16 protein-coding genes are annotated in these 17,043 nt (G+C 67.5%); 10 read left to right on the top strand and 6 right to left on the bottom strand.

Annotated features, from left to right (window positions below; translation table 11 throughout):
• Positions 1 to 33: 33 nt before the first annotated feature.
• A complete protein-coding gene (fbaA, locus tag ABD678_RS07410) occupies positions 34 to 1,065 on the bottom strand; it encodes a class II fructose-bisphosphate aldolase (RefSeq protein ID WP_344755259.1) in 1,032 nt (343 codons plus the stop codon).
• A gap of 170 nt (positions 1,066 to 1,235) precedes the next feature.
• On the opposite strand from fbaA, the gene glpX reads away from it, so the two are divergent.
• On the top strand, positions 1,236 to 2,222 hold the full coding sequence (gene glpX, locus ABD678_RS07415; protein ID WP_344755261.1) for a class II fructose-bisphosphatase: 987 nt from the start codon (positions 1,236 to 1,238) through the stop codon (positions 2,220 to 2,222).
• Between the two features lie 158 nt (positions 2,223 to 2,380).
• Here glpX and ABD678_RS07420 read toward each other — a convergent pair whose 3' ends face one another.
• Positions 2,381 to 3,691: a DNA recombination protein RmuC gene (locus ABD678_RS07420; RefSeq protein WP_344755263.1), complete on the bottom strand. Its 1,311-nt coding sequence runs from the start codon at positions 3,689 to 3,691 to the stop codon at positions 2,381 to 2,383.
• An 81-nt stretch (positions 3,692 to 3,772) separates the two neighbouring features.
• On the opposite strand from ABD678_RS07420, the gene ABD678_RS07425 reads away from it, so the two are divergent.
• The 3 genes from ABD678_RS07425 (at position 3,773) to ABD678_RS07435 (ending at position 7,083) form a co-directional block, all read left to right on the top strand.
• On the top strand, positions 3,773 to 4,690 hold the full coding sequence (locus tag ABD678_RS07425; RefSeq protein WP_344755265.1) for a LysR family transcriptional regulator: 918 nt from the start codon (positions 3,773 to 3,775) through the stop codon (positions 4,688 to 4,690).
• Between the two features lie 150 nt (positions 4,691 to 4,840).
• Positions 4,841 to 6,334, top strand: coding sequence for a CoA-acylating methylmalonate-semialdehyde dehydrogenase (locus ABD678_RS07430; protein WP_344755267.1), 1,494 nt, complete (start codon positions 4,841 to 4,843; stop codon positions 6,332 to 6,334).
• 17 nt (positions 6,335 to 6,351) lie between these two features.
• Positions 6,352 to 7,083 carry a hypothetical protein gene (locus ABD678_RS07435; protein ID WP_344755269.1) on the top strand — a complete coding sequence of 244 codons (732 nt, stop codon included), beginning with the start codon at positions 6,352 to 6,354 and terminating at the stop codon, positions 7,081 to 7,083.
• Here ABD678_RS07435 and ABD678_RS07440 read toward each other — a convergent pair.
• Complete coding sequence (locus ABD678_RS07440) at positions 7,080 to 7,694, bottom strand: exonuclease domain-containing protein (RefSeq protein WP_344755271.1); 615 nt, start codon at positions 7,692 to 7,694, stop codon at positions 7,080 to 7,082. The genes ABD678_RS07435 and ABD678_RS07440 overlap by 4 nt on opposite strands.
• A 132-nt stretch (positions 7,695 to 7,826) precedes the next feature.
• Here ABD678_RS07440 and ABD678_RS07445 point away from each other — a divergent pair, with 132 nt between their 5' ends.
• Positions 7,827 to 8,207 carry a VOC family protein gene (locus tag ABD678_RS07445; RefSeq protein ID WP_344755273.1) on the top strand — a complete coding sequence of 127 codons (381 nt, stop codon included), beginning with the start codon at positions 7,827 to 7,829 and terminating at the stop codon, positions 8,205 to 8,207.
• Here the strand turns inward: ABD678_RS07445 and ABD678_RS07450 are convergent.
• From ABD678_RS07450 to ABD678_RS07460, 3 genes are all read right to left on the bottom strand, one after another.
• Complete coding sequence (locus ABD678_RS07450) at positions 8,149 to 9,186, bottom strand: LacI family DNA-binding transcriptional regulator (RefSeq protein ID WP_344755275.1); 1,038 nt, start codon at positions 9,184 to 9,186, stop codon at positions 8,149 to 8,151. The genes ABD678_RS07445 and ABD678_RS07450 overlap by 59 nt on opposite strands.
• A 71-nt stretch (positions 9,187 to 9,257) precedes the next feature.
• On the bottom strand, positions 9,258 to 10,124 hold the full coding sequence (locus tag ABD678_RS07455; protein WP_344755277.1) for a carbohydrate kinase family protein: 867 nt from the start codon (positions 10,122 to 10,124) through the stop codon (positions 9,258 to 9,260).
• Between the two features lies 1 nt (position 10,125).
• Positions 10,126 to 11,301 (bottom strand): adenosylhomocysteinase, encoded by a 1,176-nt coding sequence (locus ABD678_RS07460; RefSeq protein WP_344755279.1) that lies wholly within the window; start codon positions 11,299 to 11,301, stop codon positions 10,126 to 10,128.
• Positions 11,302 to 11,497: 196 nt separating this feature from the next.
• Here ABD678_RS07460 and ABD678_RS07465 point away from each other — a divergent pair, with 196 nt between their 5' ends.
• Genes ABD678_RS07465 through ABD678_RS07485 form a run of 5 tightly spaced genes read left to right on the top strand, consistent with a single transcriptional unit; the run spans position 11,498 to position 17,027 of the window.
• Entirely contained in the window at positions 11,498 to 12,535 is a 1,038-nt protein-coding gene (locus tag ABD678_RS07465; protein ID WP_344755281.1) for a Gfo/Idh/MocA family protein, read from the top strand.
• Positions 12,532 to 13,278, top strand: a complete 747-nt coding sequence (locus tag ABD678_RS07470; RefSeq protein WP_344755283.1) for an SDR family NAD(P)-dependent oxidoreductase — start codon at positions 12,532 to 12,534, stop codon at positions 13,276 to 13,278. The genes ABD678_RS07465 and ABD678_RS07470 overlap by 4 nt, the downstream gene beginning before the upstream one ends.
• A gap of 35 nt (positions 13,279 to 13,313) precedes the next feature.
• Positions 13,314 to 14,360: a BMP family ABC transporter substrate-binding protein gene (locus ABD678_RS07475; RefSeq protein ID WP_344755285.1), complete on the top strand. Its 1,047-nt coding sequence runs from the start codon at positions 13,314 to 13,316 to the stop codon at positions 14,358 to 14,360.
• 34 nt (positions 14,361 to 14,394) lie between these two features.
• Entirely contained in the window at positions 14,395 to 15,933 is a 1,539-nt protein-coding gene (locus ABD678_RS07480; protein ID WP_344755287.1) for an ABC transporter ATP-binding protein, read from the top strand.
• Positions 15,930 to 17,027 (top strand): ABC transporter permease, encoded by a 1,098-nt coding sequence (locus ABD678_RS07485; RefSeq protein WP_344755289.1) that lies wholly within the window; start codon positions 15,930 to 15,932, stop codon positions 17,025 to 17,027. The genes ABD678_RS07480 and ABD678_RS07485 overlap by 4 nt, the downstream gene beginning before the upstream one ends.
• Positions 17,028 to 17,043: the final 16 nt, after the last annotated feature.

Here is a 17,043-nt window from a genome sequence, read left to right on the forward strand (position 1 = left end):
CGTGGTCGCCCGGCGTACCCGGGTCCTAGGGTGTCAGCGTGAGGTGATCGAGTTGCCCGCCGAACCGAGCTGCTGGGTGGACTGGGCGACTCGCTGCGCCATCGCCGACTCGGCCACCTTGCCCCAGGCACGCGGGTCGTACTGCTTCTTGTTGCCGACACCGCCATCCACCTTGAGCACGCCGTCGTAGTTCTTGAGCATGTAGTCGGCGATCGAACGGGTGTAGGCGTACTGGGTGTCGGTGTCGACGTTCATCTTGATGACGCCGTTGCGCACGGCGGTCGCGATCTCATCGTCGCTCGACCCTGAGCCGCCGTGGAAGACCAGGTCGAGCGGGTTGGCGGCCGTGCCGAACTTCTTCGCGATCCCGGCCTGGATCTCGGCGAGCAGTTCCGGCTTGAGCTTGACGTTGCCCGGCGCGTAGACGCCGTGCACGTTCCCGAAGGTGAGGGCGGCCATGTAGCGGCCGTTCTCACCGAGGCCGAGCGCCTCGACCGTCTGGATGCCGTCCTCGACCGTCGTGTACAGGTGCTCGTTGATCTCGTGGCTGACGCCGTCCTCCTCACCGCCGACGACACCGATCTCGACCTCGAGGATGGCGTTGATCGCCTTCATGCGGGGCAGGATCGACTGGGCGATCTCCAGGTTCCCGGCGAGGGGAACGCTCGAGCCGTCCCACATGTGGGACTGGAAGATGGGCTCCCCACCCGCCTTCACTCGAGCCTCCGAGGCCTCGAGGAGCGGCATGACGAAGCCGTCGAGCGCATCCTTGGGGCAGTGGTCGGTGTGGAGGGCAACCGTGACGGGGTAGTTCTTCGCGACCTCGGTCGTGAACGCCGCGAAGGCGAGCGCGCCGGATGCCCGCGCCTTGACGCTCTGGCCGGCGAAGTAGTCCGCACCGCCGGTCGTCACCTGGATGATGCCATCCGAACCGGCCTCGGTGAGTCCCTGCAGAACCGCGTTGATGGTCGCCGAGGAGGAGACGTTGAAGGCCGGAAACGCGAATCCGCCCTTCTTGGCCTTGTCGAGCATCTCGGCGTACTGGTCCGGGGTGGCGATGGGCATGACTACTCCTTGGAGATTCCGGTGTGCTTCGAGTCTATTGACAACCGGGCACCCGCTACCGCCTCGGGGCGAGAAAGCGGGGACAACCTGACCTGATGTTTAAGAACATCGGATATTTCGGGCATTGCGCGCAGAGCCTGATACTCGCGGTCAATAGGGTTGGGGGTGTGATGACGACCGACACCGGCACCCTGTTCCTGCACCCCGACCGCAACCTCGCCATGGAGCTCGTGAGAGCCACCGAAGCGGCGGCCATCCGAGCCTGGCCCTTCATCGGTCGCGGCGACAAGAACGCGGCCGACGGGGCGGCGGTGGATGCCATGCGCAAGTTCCTCGGCACCGTCAACTTCGACGGGGTCATCGTCATCGGCGAAGGTGAGAAGGACCACGCGCCGATGCTCTTCAACGGTGAGCACGTCGGCAACGGGCGGGGACCGGCCTGCGACATCGCGGTCGACCCCATCGACGGTACGTCGCTCACGGCGGCCGGGCGCCAGAACGCGCTCTCGGTGATCGCGGTCTCCGACCGCGGCAGCATGCTCGACGCCTCCTCGGTCTTCTACATGGACAAGATCGTCGCCGGGCCGGAGGGGTTCGGCGTCCTCGACCTGGACCGCCCGATCGGGGACAACATCCGGGCGCTCGCGAAAGCGAAGAACAAGCCGGTCGGCGAGATGACGGTCGCCGTGCTCGACCGTCCGCGGCACATCCAGCTCATCGACGAGATCCGGGCGGCCGGCGCCGGCACCCGGCTCATGCTCGACGGCGACGTCGCCGGCGGGATCAACGCGGCGCGCTACGACACCCGCATCGACCTGTGCGTCGGCATCGGCGGGAGCCCGGAAGGCATCACGACGGCCTGCGCCATCAAGGCGCTCGGCGGGTTCATGCAGGCCAGGCTCGCACCAGGGACCGATGACGAGCGCGAGAAGGCGAAGGATGCCGGCCTCGACCTCGACGCCCTCATGGACGCCGACGACATGGTCAAGGGCGACAACACCTTCTTCGTCGCAACCGGCGTGACGGATGGCGGGCTCGTCGACGGCGTACGCAGGAAGGGGCCGATCATCCGCACCGAGAGCATCGTGCTGCGGTCGCGTTCGGGGACGATCCGGCGGGTCACCGCGGAGCACCTCGTCGCCAAGTGGCTGGACTGACCTGTGCGTCCCGGTCCCAGGTGTTGCACACACCGACGAAGGGTCCCATATGGCCCCTCCGCGAGTGTGTGAAGGGCCATATGGGACCCTTCATCGGGGTGAGCGCACGCTGCGCCCAGGTCGACGCCGGTCTCTCGAAACGCTGATCGGGTGACCCCTCAGGGGGTCGTGGCGTCCGTGTCGGCATCGGAGACCAGCTCGAAGGCGGTGAGCTCGCGCGGTGCCTCCTCGATGCCGGGGAGCGTGCCGAGCACCTTCGACTCGTCGAGCGCGCCGAGTCGCCGGGCGCTCGGCAGCACCTGTCGCTCGAGCGAGCCGACGAAGGTGTTGTAGTCCTTGACGCTGCGCTCGATCGAACGGCCGAGCTTCTCGACGTGCTCCGAGAGTTTCGCGAGCCTCCCGTAGAGCTCCTTGCTGAGGTCGAAGAGGAGCTTCGCGTCCTCGGTGAGCACGTTCTGCTGCCAGGAGAAGGCCACGGTCTTGAGCACCGACCAGAGTGTCACGGGCGAGGCGAGGGCGACCCGCTTGCCGAACGCGTAGTCCATGATGGCGGGGTCGGCCTCCAGGGCGCTCGAGACGAGCGATTCGCTCGGGATGAAGGCGATGACGAGTTCCGGCGAGGCGTCGAGCCCCGCGTAGTACTCCTTGCCGGCGAGCGTGTCGATGTGCGAGCGCAGTGCTTTGACGTGCTCCTTGATGAGGCGCTCCCGTTTCGCGCCCTCGTCCCCGGTCGCGGTCACCGGGATGCCGCTGGCCTCAAGGTAGGAGTTGAACGGCACTTTGGCGTCGACCGCGATGTTCTTGCCGCCCGGCAGGTGGACGACCATGTCCGGGCGGCCTGCTCCGGCATCCGAGGAGATGCTCGACTGCACGTCGAAGTCGACGCGTTCGATGAGGCCGGCCGCCTGCACGACGTTGCGCAACTGCGTCTCGCCCCATACCCCCCGCGTGCTGTTGCTCTTGAGCGCGGCCGCGAGCGACTCGGCGGTACTGCGCAGGCGCTCCTCGGATTCCGTGGCCGACTTGAGCTGTTGGCTCAGCTCACCGTGCTGCTGCCGGCGCTGTGTCTCGAGTTCGGTGACCTTGGTCTGCATCGCCCGCAGGTTCTCCTGCACCGGAGTGAGCATCTGCAGCACCTTGCTCTCGGCGCGCTCGCGCTCCTTCTGCGCTTCCTGCTCGGTACGCTGCCGCTCGAGCAGGTCGCGGTGCTGCTCCTGGAGCCCGCCGACCTGCTCCTTGAGCGCGGTCGCGGTCGCCTGCACGGATGCCAGCTCTGCCGCGAGCGCGGCCTGCGCCGACTGCTCGGCGGCCCGCAGTTCGGCGAGCGCGGTCTCATGGCGGGCCTGGAGCACGGCCGGGTCGTCACCGCCGCCGGGGATGCGGCGCAATCGACCGACGAGCCAGCCGATGACCGCGCCGAGTACGAGGCCGCAGGCGATGCCGACGAGGAGGGCGAGCAGTGGATCCATGGGACCAGTGTGTCAGCGTGCGCCGACAGCGTGCCCGAGGGCGGCCTCCGCGCGCCGTCACCGACCACGTAGGGTGATGCCATGACCTCACCGTCGCCGCGCAGCACCGAGGTGAGCACCGACGACCTTCGCTACCTGCTCTCCGTTGCCAGGACGGGCCGGCTGGTCTCCGCCGCTGCACTCCTCGGCGTCGACCACACGACAGTACGCCGCCGCATCGACCGCCTTGAGGCGACCCTCGGGGTGCGGCTTCTCGACCGCGGAGCGGACGGATGGGAGCTCACCGCGATCGGTCGCGATGTCGCGTCCCGCGCGGCAGGTCTGGAGCACATCGTCGAGCAGGTTGTGGGGGCGGCATCCGGCGGCACGGAGGAGTTGCGCGACACCGTGCGGGTCGCGGCACCCGACGGGTTCGGGGCGGTGTTCGTGGCGGCCGCACTCGCCAGGGTACGGCAGGAGCACCCGGGCATCACCGCTGAACTCGTCACCTCGACGAGGCCGCTCAGCCTGCGCGGCTCGGGCTACGACCTGGCCGTGACGATCGGTTCCGGCACGAGCACGCGGCTGACCGCCGAACCGCTCGCGCCGTACTCGCTGCGCCTGTACGCCTCACCCGACTATCTCGCCGCCTATCCACCGATCCGCTCCGTCACCGACCTCGATTCCCACACGCTCGTCTTCTACGTGGATGCCCTGCTCACGGTGCGCGAGCTCGACCTGGCCCCCGTGCTCTCCGGCATGCGGGTCGGGTTCGGGTCGACGAATGTGTTCGCGCAGCTCGAGGCGACCCGGCGCGGCGCGGGCATCGGGCTTCTGCATGCGTTCATGGGGGAGCCGGACCCCGGTCTCGTTCCCGTGCTGCCGCGCGAGGTCGACTTCCGGCTGCAGTTCTCGCTCTCGGCCCGCAGGGACAGTCTCGCGGTCGAGTCCGTGAGCGTCGTGCGGGACGCCATCCGACGGGAGGTCCGAGAGCGGGAGGGCGAGCTCATCCCGCGCTGAGCAGTTCCCCGTCCAGTCCTCGAGCAGGTCCGTGCTCACGCCGCGCGACCATGCGATTTCGCACATCCACTCCGCGGTAACAGCCCTTGATTGCAGATGTATTCCGGCCGACACTGGGGTGAACGACACCTCACGAAAGGGGCAGGGATCATGGGCGACATCCTCAACCACTGGATCGGCGGCGCAACGGTCGAAGGGGAGTCGACCCGCACCTCGCCGGTCTACAACCCCGCGCTCGGCACCGTCGCCAAAGAGGTGCGTCTGGCCACCGTGGGCGACATCGCCACCGCCGTCGCCGCAGCGAAGGCAGCGTTCCCGGCCTGGGCGGAGACCTCCCTCGCCAAGCGTCAGGCCGTGATCTTCAACTTCCGCCAACTGCTCAACGAGCGCAAAGAGGACCTTGCGCGCATCCTCACCGCCGAACACGGCAAGGTGCTGTCGGACGCCCTGGGCGAGATCGCGCGCGGCCTCGAGGTCGTCGAGTTCGCGAGCGCCATCCCGCATCTCATGAAGGGCGAATACAGCGAGAACGTCTCGACCGGCGTCGACGTGTACACGACGCGCGAGCCGCTCGGCGTCGTGGGCATCATCAGCCCGTTCAACTTCCCGGCCATGGTGCCGCTGTGGTTCTTCCCGATCGCGATCGCGGCGGGCAACGCCGTCGTGCTGAAGCCCTCGGAGAAGGACCCGAGCGCGGCGAACTGGATGGCGGAACTCTTCGCCGAGGCGGGCCTGCCGGACGGCATATTCAACGTCGTGCACGGGGACAAGGTCGCGGTCGACGCGCTCATCGAGCATCCGGATGTCGCCTCGATCTCCTTCGTCGGCTCCACCCCGATCGCGCGCTACATCTACGAGAACGCGGCGAAGCAGGGCAAGCGCGTCCAGGCGCTCGGCGGGGCGAAGAACCACATGCTCGTGCTTCCGGATGCCGACCTCGACCTCGCCGCGGATGCCGCCGTCAACGCCGGCTTCGGATCGGCGGGGGAGCGCTGCATGGCGATCAGCGTGCTCGTCGCGCTCGAGCCCATCGCCGACGAACTCGTCGCCAAGATCGCCGAGAGGATGAAGGGGCTCAAGGTCGGCGACGGCCTGCGCTCCTGCGACATGGGCCCGCTTATCACGAGGGAGCACCGCGATAAGGTCAGCGGCTACATCGACCTCGCCGCCACGGACGGCGCGACGGTTGTCGTCGACGGTCGCGGTGTGGGCGTCGATGGGGAGGCCGACGGTTTCTGGCTCGGCCCGACCCTCTTCGACAAGGTCCCGGTGAGCTCGAAGGTTTACGTGGACGAGATCTTCGGGCCGTTGCTGTCGGTCATCAGGGTGCAGACGTTCGAGGAGGGCATCGAGCTCATCAACAGCGGCCCCTACGGCAATGGCACGGCGATCTTCACGAACGACGGCGGGGCCGCGCGCAAGTTCCAGCGCGAGATCCAGGTCGGCATGATCGGCGTCAACGTGCCGATCCCGGTGCCGGTCGCCTACCACTCCTTCGGCGGCTGGAAGCACTCGATGTTCGGCGACACGAAGGCCTACGGCGTCGACGGCGTGCGCTTCTTCACGCAGGAGAAGGCGATCACGCGCCGCTGGCTCGACCCGAGCCACGGCGGCATCAACCTGGGCTTCCCGGAGAACCGCTGAGGGTCTACTGTCGCGGTATGACCCCGACGAGGGCACCTGGCATTGCGCTCGTCTGCGCGGCCGTCGCACTGGTAGCGGTGGCTGCGCTGGAGCTGGCGGTGGGAAGCGCTCGCGGGGACGGTGACAACCCCGCGGAGAGTCTCGACTATCTTGCTTCGTATGGCCAGCTCTATGCACTGTCCGGCCTGGCCCTCGTCGCTGGTGGAATGGCCGTGATCGTCGCGGCCCTCGGAGTGCGCCGGTTCGCTCGGACGGCAGGTGTTTCGCTTGCGCTTGAGTCGATCACGGTGGTTGCGGTACTGGCCGCAGGTTTTTTCGCGGTTGCCGGCGTGATGCGAATGCAGGCCGTCGGTACCGTGCCGCACATCCAGGGTCTCGATCAGCAGTGGGGCGAGTCTGCCTACCTGGTGGTGCAGATAGCGGGGACCCAGGGTCTGCTCTCCGCGGGGCTGATCGGACTTGCAGCGTGGCTCGTCGGCTTCGTACTCTTCGCGTGGCGCCGCAGGGTTCGTTGGCCTGGGGTGGTGGGGGTGATCCCGGCCCTGCTTCTGCTGTTATTGCTCACGGACCTTGCGATCCCGTTCGTCGTTGAGATCGTCGGTGATGGCCTGTTCCTTGCGTATATCGCCAGTATCGTCATCGGGTTGCCCTTGTGCTGCTTTATCTTGGGCGTTGCATTGCTGTTGCCCGCCACGCAATCCCGACTATCGACGGTGCCTGGCCCGCGGCCTGTCGGATTCCGGGGTTAGCCGAGCGCCATGCTGCGGTGAGCGGTGGAAGTCGCTGCCGCGGCCGGGCCGATCGCACGGAGTCGCTGGCTCGTGATCGTCGCGAGGTGCGCGATGTCGATCGCGTCGTGGCGCCGCGCGGCGTGGACGACGATCGCCGCGCAGGCCTCGGCGTCGGCGAGGGCGTTGTGGTGGTCGAAGTCCTCGAAGCCGGCGGCCATGGCGGCGACCGGCAGCCGGTACGAGTCGAGGTGGTAGGTGCGACGCGCGACCTGCAGGCTGCACAGGTAGCTGAAGTCGGGGCAGTCGACGAAGCTGGCGGCGCAGGCGGCGGTGATGACCCCCATGTCGAATCCGGCGTTGTGGGCGACGAGTGTGTCGCCCGCGGCGAAGGCGACCAGGTCGGGGAGCTGCTCGCTCCAGAGCGGGGCGCCCTCGACATCCGGGGCCATGATGCCGTGGATACGCGTGTTCCACTCGTTGAACGCGTCGTAACCGAGCGGCGGATGGATGAGCCACCCGGCCTTGTCGACGACTTTGCCGTCTCGAACCTTCACCATGCCCACCGAACACGCCGACGCGCTGTTGGAGTTGGCGGTTTCGAAGTCGATGGCGGTGAAGTCGAGTCCCATCACCGCATCGTCTCACGGGCATCCGACCATCCGCTGCGCCACGCCCCGCTGATCAAGATTGGGGCGTGCACCGGGGGCGGATGCGGATGTCGGGCGGGCCGTGTTGACTGGGCTGGAAGGAAGGGAGTCGCCATGTTCCTCGGACTGAGGACCGTCATCTACCCCGCGCCGGACCTGGCAGCCGCGAAGGCCTGGTGGATCGAGGCGCTCGGCATCGAGCCGTACTTCGACGAACCGTTCTTCGTCGGCTTCAGCCCGGGCGGTTACGAACTCGGCCTGAACCCCGGCGCAGACCCCGCGCTCGGGGCCGTGAGCTACTGGGGTGTTGCGGATGCCGATGCGGCCTACGCGCGCCTCGTGGCGATGGGCGCGACACCGCTCGAGCCCATCGAGGAGGTCGGGGACGGCATCCGGCTGGGAACCGTTCGCGACCCGGTAGGCAGCATCGTGGGAGTCATCGAGAACCCGGTGTTCGAGTTGCGGCCGGTGGAGTCGGCGGGGCCGGGGCGGTAGAGGCGCGCGCCTGAAGGTGCGTCTGCATCGTCAGGTTCCCGCTGCGGTCGCCCTGGATCGCGGCCAGTAGCTTCTGCCCGGCGAGGCGGCCGAGTTCCTGCCCGTCGAAGGTGACTGAGGTCAGCGGCGGGTCGAGCAGTTGCGCGAAAGGGATGTCGTTGTAGCTGGCGATGCTCAGGCGATCGGGGATCGGGACTCCGATGGAGTGCGCGGCCCCCACGACGCCGAAGGCGAGCATGTCGTCGGCGCAGACTATTGCCGTGACTCCGACGGCGTCCCATTCCTGCCAAGAGGAGAGGAAGACCTTGGAGCCTTCTGCGACGCTTAGTTCGTCGGCGAATGCGGTGGCGACGATGTTGCCCCCGTTTGCCCGCAAGCTTCCTTCAAGGCCTTCGCGGCGCTGTACGAAGGTGTCTTTGGAGCGCCGGACATCGAGGTAGGCGATCCAGCGGTGGCCGAGCGAGGTGAGGTGTTCGGCGATCTGGCGTGATGCGTCCCGGATGTCGATGTCGACGCGGTCGAGTGAGACGGTCGCATCCGGTGAGTCGATGAGCACGGTGGGGCAGGTCGCCTGAAAGGTGGCCAGGACCTCGTGGGAGGGGTTGGCGAGCACGAGGCCGGCGATGTTGCCGGCCTGCGCTTCGCGCACGGTGTCCGAGTCATAGTCGGCGCCGCCGGGGCCGACCCGCAGGTCGACGCCGTACTTGCCCGACAGCGATTCGACGATGCCGTGGAATACGTCGCCGAAGAAGGGGTTCCGCACATCCGGGCAGACGAGCACGACGTTGGACGGTGTCCGCGTGGCGAGACTCCTCGCACTCTGGTTGGGGCGGTAGTCGAGCACGTCGATGGCGGCCAGGATGCGCGCGTGAAGCTGCTCGCTGATACGCCCCTCGTGCTGGCCATTGACGACGAGCGAGACGGAGGCGACCGAGCATCCGACGTACTCGGCCACATCGCGTGAGGTGACTCGTTTCATGCGGATGGACTCGCTTTCGTTGCTGCCCGGTCGGTTGTCAATCTACGGCACTGCGGATGTTCCGGGCGGCGCTACCCGGCAAGCGCTCCCGGTTGGCCGAGTGCGATGGATGCCAGGTCCGACCCCGATCGGACGGCATCGGCGACGGTGCTCCCCACGATGACCGCGGAGAGGAACCCAGCGGCGAACGCGTCGCCGGCACCGGTCGAGTCGAGGACCTCGGTGAGGCGGGGCACCGGAACGAGCTCGATTCCCGTGGCGGTGCGGATCTCGACGGGTGCCGGGCCCCGCTTGACGATGTAGGTGCGACCTGGTGGCGGGGTGTGGACGTCGAGACCCAGGAAATCGGACTCGTCGGAGTTCGCGAAGACGATCTTCGGCGCGAGCTCATCGAGGAGGTCCATGGTGGGGGCGGTGCCGAGCTCGCGCATCACCGAGACGGCGGAGACGTCGATGCTCGTCGGCGCCCCGAGCGCAGTCATCCGCCCCATGAGCTCGGTGATCGATCGCCGGGCGGACGGGGTCGTGAACCCGTAGAGGGGCACGTGCAGCCATCCGACACCCTCGAGCCAGCCGGGGTCGACGGTATCGAGTTCGCTCGCCGCAGCACGGTCGGGGAACATCGTGCGCTCGCCGTCGGGGTCGACGAGCACCACGACGGTGCCCGTTCGCCCCGCCCGCTGCACGCGGACATCGATTCCGGTTCCGTGGAGTTCGGCCACAAGCTGGTCGCCGCGGGCGTCCGCTCCGACCCGACCGATGAAGCGCACAGGGCACCGCCGGGAGGCAGCGGCAGCCACGTTGGCTGCGCTGCCACCTCGTGAGCGGTAGACCGTCGCGGCGTTGTCGTTGCCGCGCTCGATCGGCCCCCTGGTCCAGATGACCACGTCCTCGAGGAGGTCACCGGCGACCGCGAGCGTGGCCCCCGACTTCGTCATCTCAACGGGACCAGCGCGCGGCCGGCATCGTCTCGAGGATGTCGTGCGCGATCGTGAGATCGATCGACCGGGGGACGAGCTGGTCGCCGGGGACGAAGTCGGCCAGGCTCGTGGCGAGGGCGTGGACGGCGTGCCCCTGCAGCGCGAACCCGACATCCATGACCTCGATCGGGTGACCGGTGGCTGCGCTCAGGTTGAGCATCTCACCGCGGGCGAGCAGCCGGATGGACTTGCCGGAGTCGAGCGTGTACTCGACGACGTGCGGGGCGAGCCTCGTCTCGGTCGTCGCGGCGTTCCGCAGGCCGGGAACGTCGATCTCGGTGCTGAAGTGGCCGACGTTGCCGAGCATCGCCCCGTCGCGGAAGAGCGGAAAGTGCTCGGGCCGGATGATGCCGGGCCGCCCGGTGATCGTGATGACGGTGTCGGCGATCGGGAGTGCCTGCTCGAGCGGCATGACAAGCATCCCGTCGTACGCGGCTTCGAGTGCCCGGATCGGGTCGATCTCGACGAGCAGCACGGTGGCGTTGAGCGCGCGGAGTGTGCGTGCGAGGCTCCGGCCGCAGGACCCGTAGCCGACGACGCAGAAGGTGCGCCCACCGACGATCGTGTTGGTCGCCCGCATGAACCCGTCGAGCACCGCCGGGCCGATCCCCTTCTCGTTCTCGACGATCTGCTTGAGAGGGCTGTCGTTGATGATGACGACCGGGAACGGGACTTTTCCAGCGAGCTCGTTGCGCAGGCGCAGGGCGCCGGAGGTGGTCTCCTCGGTGGCAGCAACGACCCGATGCGAGTCGGCGGCGAGGCTGGCAGCGATGAGATCGGCGCCGTTGTCGACGAGGATGTCCGGCCTGGTCTTGAGGATGGCGGCGATGTGCTCGAGCTGGTCGGCATAGGTGCCCGCACGCTCGCCGCGGACGTCGATGTCCAGGTCTGCGCGCAGTGCTGCCGCGACTGCGTCGTCAGTGGTGCCGGGGCTGCCGGCCATCGAGAGCGATGCTCCGCCGGCCACGAGGAGTTCGGCCAGAACCGCGGTCTTCGATTCGACATGCAGTCCCATGGCGATGGTGCGACCTTCGAGGGGGCGCTCGGCCTCGAATCTGGATCGAAGCCCCGCCAGCAGCGGCATGTTCTGACGTGCCCAGGCGATTCGCTCGGCGCCTTCGGTGATGAGGCTCATGTGTGTCTCTCCATTCCCTGATCTACTCGGTCTAGGACAGGGTGAACCACGAAGTGCCCTTATGTCAAGCGCTTGACGTCTAGAACCTCTGTGACCCTTCCTCTTCCGGTGGGAAAAAGAATGAAGAAAGTTAAGCGCTTGACGTATAGCGCTTAACGTGTCACTCTCATACACACCCCAACGCAAAGGAGCACCGGTGAGCACCACCAGCGGGAGCATCATCCTCGGCAGCGGCTACATCGCCGGCCGCCATGCGACGGCGCTGCACGAGGCCGGACGTTCGATCGTCGGCGTCCACAGCCCGACGGCCGAAAACGCGGCGAGGGCCGCCCGCGCCTGGGGCTCGACTGCGTACGACTCATTCACCGAACTGCTCGACGCGCCCGGGGCGACGCACCTGCACGTGTGCACGCCGACCACGAATCACGCGAGTGTCGTGACCGCCGCCATCGAACGCGGACTCACCATCGTGTGCGAGAAGCCGCTCACGGTCGACGCGTCGAGCGCGCGCGACCTGGCCGATCGCGCAAGAGCGGCAGGAGTCGACAACTACCTGACCTTCAACCGCCGGTTCGACAACGGTATCCAGCTCATGAGGCAACGCTTCGCCGCTGGCGAGATCGGCGGTGCCGTCGCCGTCTACGGGTATTACCAACAGGAGTGGAATGCTCCGGTTTCCACCCGTGACTGGAGGTTCGACCCTGCCCAGATCGGACCCAGTCGGGTGGTAAGCGAGATCGGTTCCCACTGGTTCGATCTTGCACGCTACGTGCTCGGCACCGACGTCGCCTCCGTCAGCGCTCTCACGGCGAACATGGGGGAGCGGGCGTATAGCCAGGGCAACGACACCGGCACGTTCACACCGGTCAACGAGGACCTGTTCGCCTCGCTCCTCCGATTCGAGGGTGGCGCGGTCGGGAGCCTGTTCGCGACGCAGCTCGCCCAGGGCGCCTGGGACGACATCACGCTGAGGATCGACGGCACCGCAGGATCTCTTTCCTGGGACAGCCGCGAGCCTGGCCGCCTGAAGGTCGCGCACAAGGGCCTCGGGGTTCTCACTCTCGGTTCTGGTGCGGACACCCGATCGATCGAGGACATGATCGCCGCCATCTATCGCGGCGACGACACGATCTGCGCCGACTTCGCCGACGGCGTGGCCAACTGCGCAGTGCAGGATGCCGTACTCGCTTCCGCCGAGTCCGGCCAGTGGACGACGGTGAAGGAGAAGGCATGACTGTTAAGGGTTCGGTGGCGCTGGTCACGGGAGCGGCTCAGGGAATGGGGCGCAGCTGTGTCGACGCCCTGCTCGAGGCCGGCGCGGCGAAAGTGCTCGCCGTTGACCTCAATCGCACCGAGAGCACGGATGCCCGGGTCGTCCCGATCGAGCTCGACATCACCGACGAGAACGCGATCCGCGACCTGTTCGCCGAGACCGATCAGGCAGTGCAGGTCCTCGTCAACTGCGCGGGCGCCTACCGGTTCCGCAACGGTCTCGAGATCGAGACGGAAGACTGGAACCGGTCGTTCGCCATCAACCTGCAAGCGCCCTTCCTCACCATGAAATACGCCTCACGCCGGCTCATCGGTGAGAACCTGCCCGGTGCTTTCGTCAATATCGCTTCGATCGCGGGCAAGCGAGGATTCCCGAATCAAGCCGACTACTGCGCAGCGAAGGCGGGGTTGATGGGTCTCACCCGCGCAGCGGCCCTGGACCTCGGCTCCCACGGAATCACCGTGAACGCCATCGCACCCGGAACGGTCGACACTCCCATGATGGCGAAGGTCGTCGCCGACCTCATGGACATCACCGGTCTCGGCGTCGAGGAGCAGCGCAATGAGCTCACCAGGGATATCCCGATCGGACGGATGCAATCCCCCCAGGAGATCGCCGCAGCGGTCGCCTTCCTGACTTCGGCCTCGGCTCGCGCCATCACTGGCGAAACCCTGGTCGTCGACGGCGGTCTCACCCGGGACTGACCAGAACCCTGAATGCACCACAGAGGAGTAGAGACATGAAGAGGTATTTGTCCAGCCCGCGGCGCTCGATCATGACCGTCGTCGTGTTGGCGGCAGCAATGACGCTTGCCGCCTGCAGCACCACCCCCGAGCCCGGCGCCGGAGACGAGTCCGTGTCGATCGCCTTCGTCAGCCCGCAGAAGGCCGGCGACAGCGGACCCATCGACGACATGATCGCCGCACTCGACCGGTTGAAGTCCGACTACGACGCCACCACCAAGTACGTCGAGCTGAGCGACCCGTCGACCTACGAGAGCACGTTGCGCAATCTCGCCCAGGCCGGGACCGACTACGTCGTGACCGCCTTCCCCGGCATGCAGCAGCCGCTGCAGGCCGTCGCCCCGGAGTTCCCGGACACCAACTTCCTACTCATCTTCGGTGACAAGTTCGATCCGGAGCTTCCGAACGCGCGGTCGGTCTCCTACGACGTCTACCAGGCGATGTACGTGTCGGGTATCGCTGCGGCGAATGCGACGACCTCCGGCAAGATCGGCTACATCGGTGGGGCACCTCAGCCGCCGCTCAACGCGAACTACCACGCCTTCTCCGATGGGGCGAAGTCGGTCGACCCGAGCATCACCGTGATCGGCGCCTTCGTCGGCAGCTTCGACGACGCGGCCAAGGGCAGGGACGTCGCCGCATCGATGATCGCGGAGGGTGTTGACGTCATCCAGACGGATGCGGCAGCCGCCTCCCTCGGGGTCATCACCGCAGGCCAGACCGGCGGCATCCTCGTGATCGCCGACTCCTCGGGCGAGGTCGCGGCGCAGTACCCGGAGACCGTCGTCGGCACCACGTTCCTCAAGTTCGGCGATTCGCTGTACCAGCAGATCAGTACAGCGTTGGACGGCTCCTTCGAGTCGGGCTATGTGACGAGCGGCCTGGCTGACGGAATTGTCGGACTCAACCTCTCCGACGCGTTCCTGAATGGCACCAGCCCCAAGGCTGCCGCGATCAAGGGGATCGTCGACCAGCTGACCAAGGCGGTCGACGACGTCTCTTCCGGCGCCGTCACGGTGACCTTCGACCCCAGCGGTATCTGACCGGGTAGTCGAGCGAGAGAGAAGGACAGGTTTCATGCCCGACGCATTGGAGGCGCGCAGCCTCACCAAGCACTTCGGTGACTTTGCGGCGATCGATGACGTGAGCCTGTCCTTCCCTCGCGGCCAGGTTCACGCCGTTGTGGGGCAGAACGGCGCGGGAAAGACCACCTTCTCGCGTCTCATCTGCGGACTCTACGAGCCGACCGCGGGAGAGGTCCTGGTTGACGGGACCCCCCTGCGCGTCGGCGACATCCGCTCTGCCCGTCAGCAGGGTGTCGACATGGTCCACCAGAACTTCTCCCTCCCGCCTTCCTTCACGGTGGCGGAGGCGATGCAGCTCTTCGACCCGGGCGCACCGGCCGTCGTCGGTCGTCGCGCGATGGAACGCCGCTGGAGCGAGGCCCTTCGCCGTCGGGGCAGCGCCATCGACGCGCGTCGGCGCATCCGCGACCTGTCCGTCGAGGCCAGGCAGTCACTCGAGATCATTCGTGCACTCGAGGGTCAGCCGACGGTCCTGCTTCTCGATGAGCCGACCGCCGTACTCGCGCCGTCCGAGGTGCAGGGACTCTTCGAGCAGGTGCGCCGGCTGCGCGACAGCGGACTCACCATCCTTATCATCCTGCACAAGCTTCCGGAGGTCTTCGCGATCGCCGACACCGTGAGCGTGTTGCGGGAGGGTCGGGTCGCGCTCGCCGTGACTCCCATCGGGGAGGTCACGGCGGAGGAGCTGACCCGGCACATCATCGGCCCGGACAGCGAGCTTCCCCAGGCGCACAGCAGGGCGGAAGACGCCGTCGGGAGCGCAACGGGTGCGGACCACCTCGATCAGGCGTCAGGAACCGTTCTCGAGCTGGAGGCGGTGGATGCGCCGCCGAGCGCGAGCGATCGATCTCTCGAAGACGTCGACCTCCGGGTCAGGGCCGGCGAGGTGCTCGGCATCGCCGGGGTGGAGGGCAACGGGCAGGAAACCCTTCTGGACGTGCTCTCCGGATTCGGGAGAGTCTCCTCGGGCACCATCCGGCTGGAGGGCACAGAGGTCACCGGGCTCGGCGTGCTCGCACGTCGCCGGCGGGGAGTGCGGTTCATCCCCTCCGATCGCAACAGCCAGGGAGTGAGTCTCACGACGTCCCTGTGGGAGAACATCGCGATCACCGATCTGCTGCTGGAGGGGCGCCGCTGGTTCTCGCCCCGCGGCCGGAAGGCGGCGGCCGCGACGCGACTCGCGACCTGGAAGGTCAAACATCGACGGGTCGAGCAACTTGCCGGAGAGCTGTCCGGCGGTAACGTGCAACGCGTCATCCTCGCGCGGGAGCTCGCGGACGGAGTGCGGCTCGTGATTGCCGGCAACCCCACCCGCGGACTCGACCTCGCCGCGACCGCATTCGTTCGGGCAGGGCTCACCGCCCTCGCCCAGGAAGGTGTCGCCGTGGTCATCGTCTCGGCAGACCTTGAGGAGATCAGGGACGTGTCGGACCGGATCTGCGTCATGAGAGGCGGGCGCATCGTCGCCGCGCTTGAGCGCAATGCACCCCTCGCGACGGTGGGGGCGGCCATGGTGGGTGACGCAGCATGATCACCAACGGGAGCGCCTTGTTGCGCAGCATCGTGATGATCGCGATCGCGATCGTAGCCTGCGCCATCATCTTCCAGCTCTCCGGATACTCGGCCGTCGACGCGATGTCCGGCTTCGTACAGGGCGCCATCACCGGCCCCGGCTCGCTCATGAGCACCCTGCGCTGGAGCCTGCCGCTCATGCTCGTCGGGGTCGGAACCGTGCTGTGCTTCCGCAGCGGATACTTCAATGTCGGGGCGCAGGGTCAGCTCTACATGGGCGCGATCGCTGCTGCCGCGCTCATCCCGGTGCTGCCCGGCCCCGCCCCCGTTCGGATGGCGGTCGGTGTCCTGGCGGCGATCGCCGCGGGCATGCTCTGGTCGCTCATCGCCGCCTGGCTCAAGACCTCGACGGGTGCGGACGAGCTGCTCACGACCCTCATGCTCAACTTCATCGGGGCGCTCGTGCTCCAGTACGTCACCAACGGGCCCTTGCGCGACCTCTCCGGCTCCGGGCAGGTGGCTGCGGCGCCGCCGCTGCCCCTCGACGTCAGGATCACCGGGTCGTCGGGCGTCGGGCCGGTCAACGTCACGCTCGTCATCCTCGTCCTGATCGGATGCTGGTTCCTGGTCAACCGGACGACCTTCGGCCTCTCTGCGACGATCGTCGGCCGCAACCCTCAGGTCGCCGCGCGCCAGGGCGTCAACCCGCGCTCGATCGTCTGGTCGACCTTCGCTCTCTCCGGTGGTCTCGCCGGTCTCGCCGGCGCGCTCGAGGTGCTCGGCCCGACGGGTCGCCTCATCCAGGGGTTCAGCCCCGATGTCGGCTTCACCGGTGTTCTCGTCGCCCTGGTGGGTGGCCTCACTGTGCTGGGGGCGACCTTCGCCGCTCTCTTCTTCGGCGCGCTCGCAGCGGCCATCGGATACCTGCCGATCGTGACCGACCTCCCGCGCTCCGCCCTGGAAGTCCTTCAGGGACTCGTGGCCCTGCTCATCACGGTGCAGTTGCGCGCACGTTGGAAGAAACGTGCGGCCAAGGCGAAGCCCGATCCGGCTCCGGCGGTGTCGAAACCCGGGGTATCGGAACCGGCGGCGCGAACAGAGGATCCGACATGATCCTGCGACCGACGAC

Origin of the sequence: Leifsonella bigeumensis (assembly GCF_039537265.1) — a bacterium.
Lineage (GTDB): Bacteria > Actinomycetota > Actinomycetes > Actinomycetales > Microbacteriaceae > Terrimesophilobacter > Terrimesophilobacter bigeumensis.

What these genes read in the sequence shown, in the direction of transcription:
- ABD678_RS07455 (WP_344755277.1), bottom strand. Translation starts at nt 10,124, where the DNA reads ATGACGAAGTCGGGGGCCACGCTCGCGGTCGCCGGTGACCTCCTCGAG.
- ABD678_RS07470 (WP_344755283.1), top strand. Translation starts at nt 12,532, where the DNA reads ATGACTGTTAAGGGTTCGGTGGCGCTGGTCACGGGAGCGGCTCAGGGA.
- glpX (WP_344755261.1), top strand. Translation starts at nt 1,236, where the DNA reads ATGACGACCGACACCGGCACCCTGTTCCTGCACCCCGACCGCAACCTC.
- fbaA (WP_344755259.1), bottom strand. Translation starts at nt 1,065, where the DNA reads ATGCCCATCGCCACCCCGGACCAGTACGCCGAGATGCTCGACAAGGCC.
- ABD678_RS07460 (WP_344755279.1), bottom strand. Translation starts at nt 11,301, where the DNA reads ATGAGCCTCATCACCGAAGGCGCCGAGCGAATCGCCTGGGCACGTCAG.
- ABD678_RS07430 (WP_344755267.1), top strand. Translation starts at nt 4,841, where the DNA reads ATGGGCGACATCCTCAACCACTGGATCGGCGGCGCAACGGTCGAAGGG.
- ABD678_RS07425 (WP_344755265.1), top strand. Translation starts at nt 3,773, where the DNA reads ATGACCTCACCGTCGCCGCGCAGCACCGAGGTGAGCACCGACGACCTT.
- ABD678_RS07475 (WP_344755285.1), top strand. Translation starts at nt 13,314, where the DNA reads ATGAAGAGGTATTTGTCCAGCCCGCGGCGCTCGATCATGACCGTCGTC.
- ABD678_RS07440 (WP_344755271.1), bottom strand. Translation starts at nt 7,694, where the DNA reads ATGGGACTCGACTTCACCGCCATCGACTTCGAAACCGCCAACTCCAAC.
- ABD678_RS07435 (WP_344755269.1), top strand. Translation starts at nt 6,352, where the DNA reads ATGACCCCGACGAGGGCACCTGGCATTGCGCTCGTCTGCGCGGCCGTC.
- ABD678_RS07450 (WP_344755275.1), bottom strand. Translation starts at nt 9,186, where the DNA reads ATGAAACGAGTCACCTCACGCGATGTGGCCGAGTACGTCGGATGCTCG.
- ABD678_RS07445 (WP_344755273.1), top strand. Translation starts at nt 7,827, where the DNA reads ATGTTCCTCGGACTGAGGACCGTCATCTACCCCGCGCCGGACCTGGCA.
- ABD678_RS07420 (WP_344755263.1), bottom strand. Translation starts at nt 3,691, where the DNA reads ATGGATCCACTGCTCGCCCTCCTCGTCGGCATCGCCTGCGGCCTCGTA.
- ABD678_RS07480 (WP_344755287.1), top strand. Translation starts at nt 14,395, where the DNA reads ATGCCCGACGCATTGGAGGCGCGCAGCCTCACCAAGCACTTCGGTGAC.
- ABD678_RS07485 (WP_344755289.1), top strand. Translation starts at nt 15,930, where the DNA reads ATGATCACCAACGGGAGCGCCTTGTTGCGCAGCATCGTGATGATCGCG.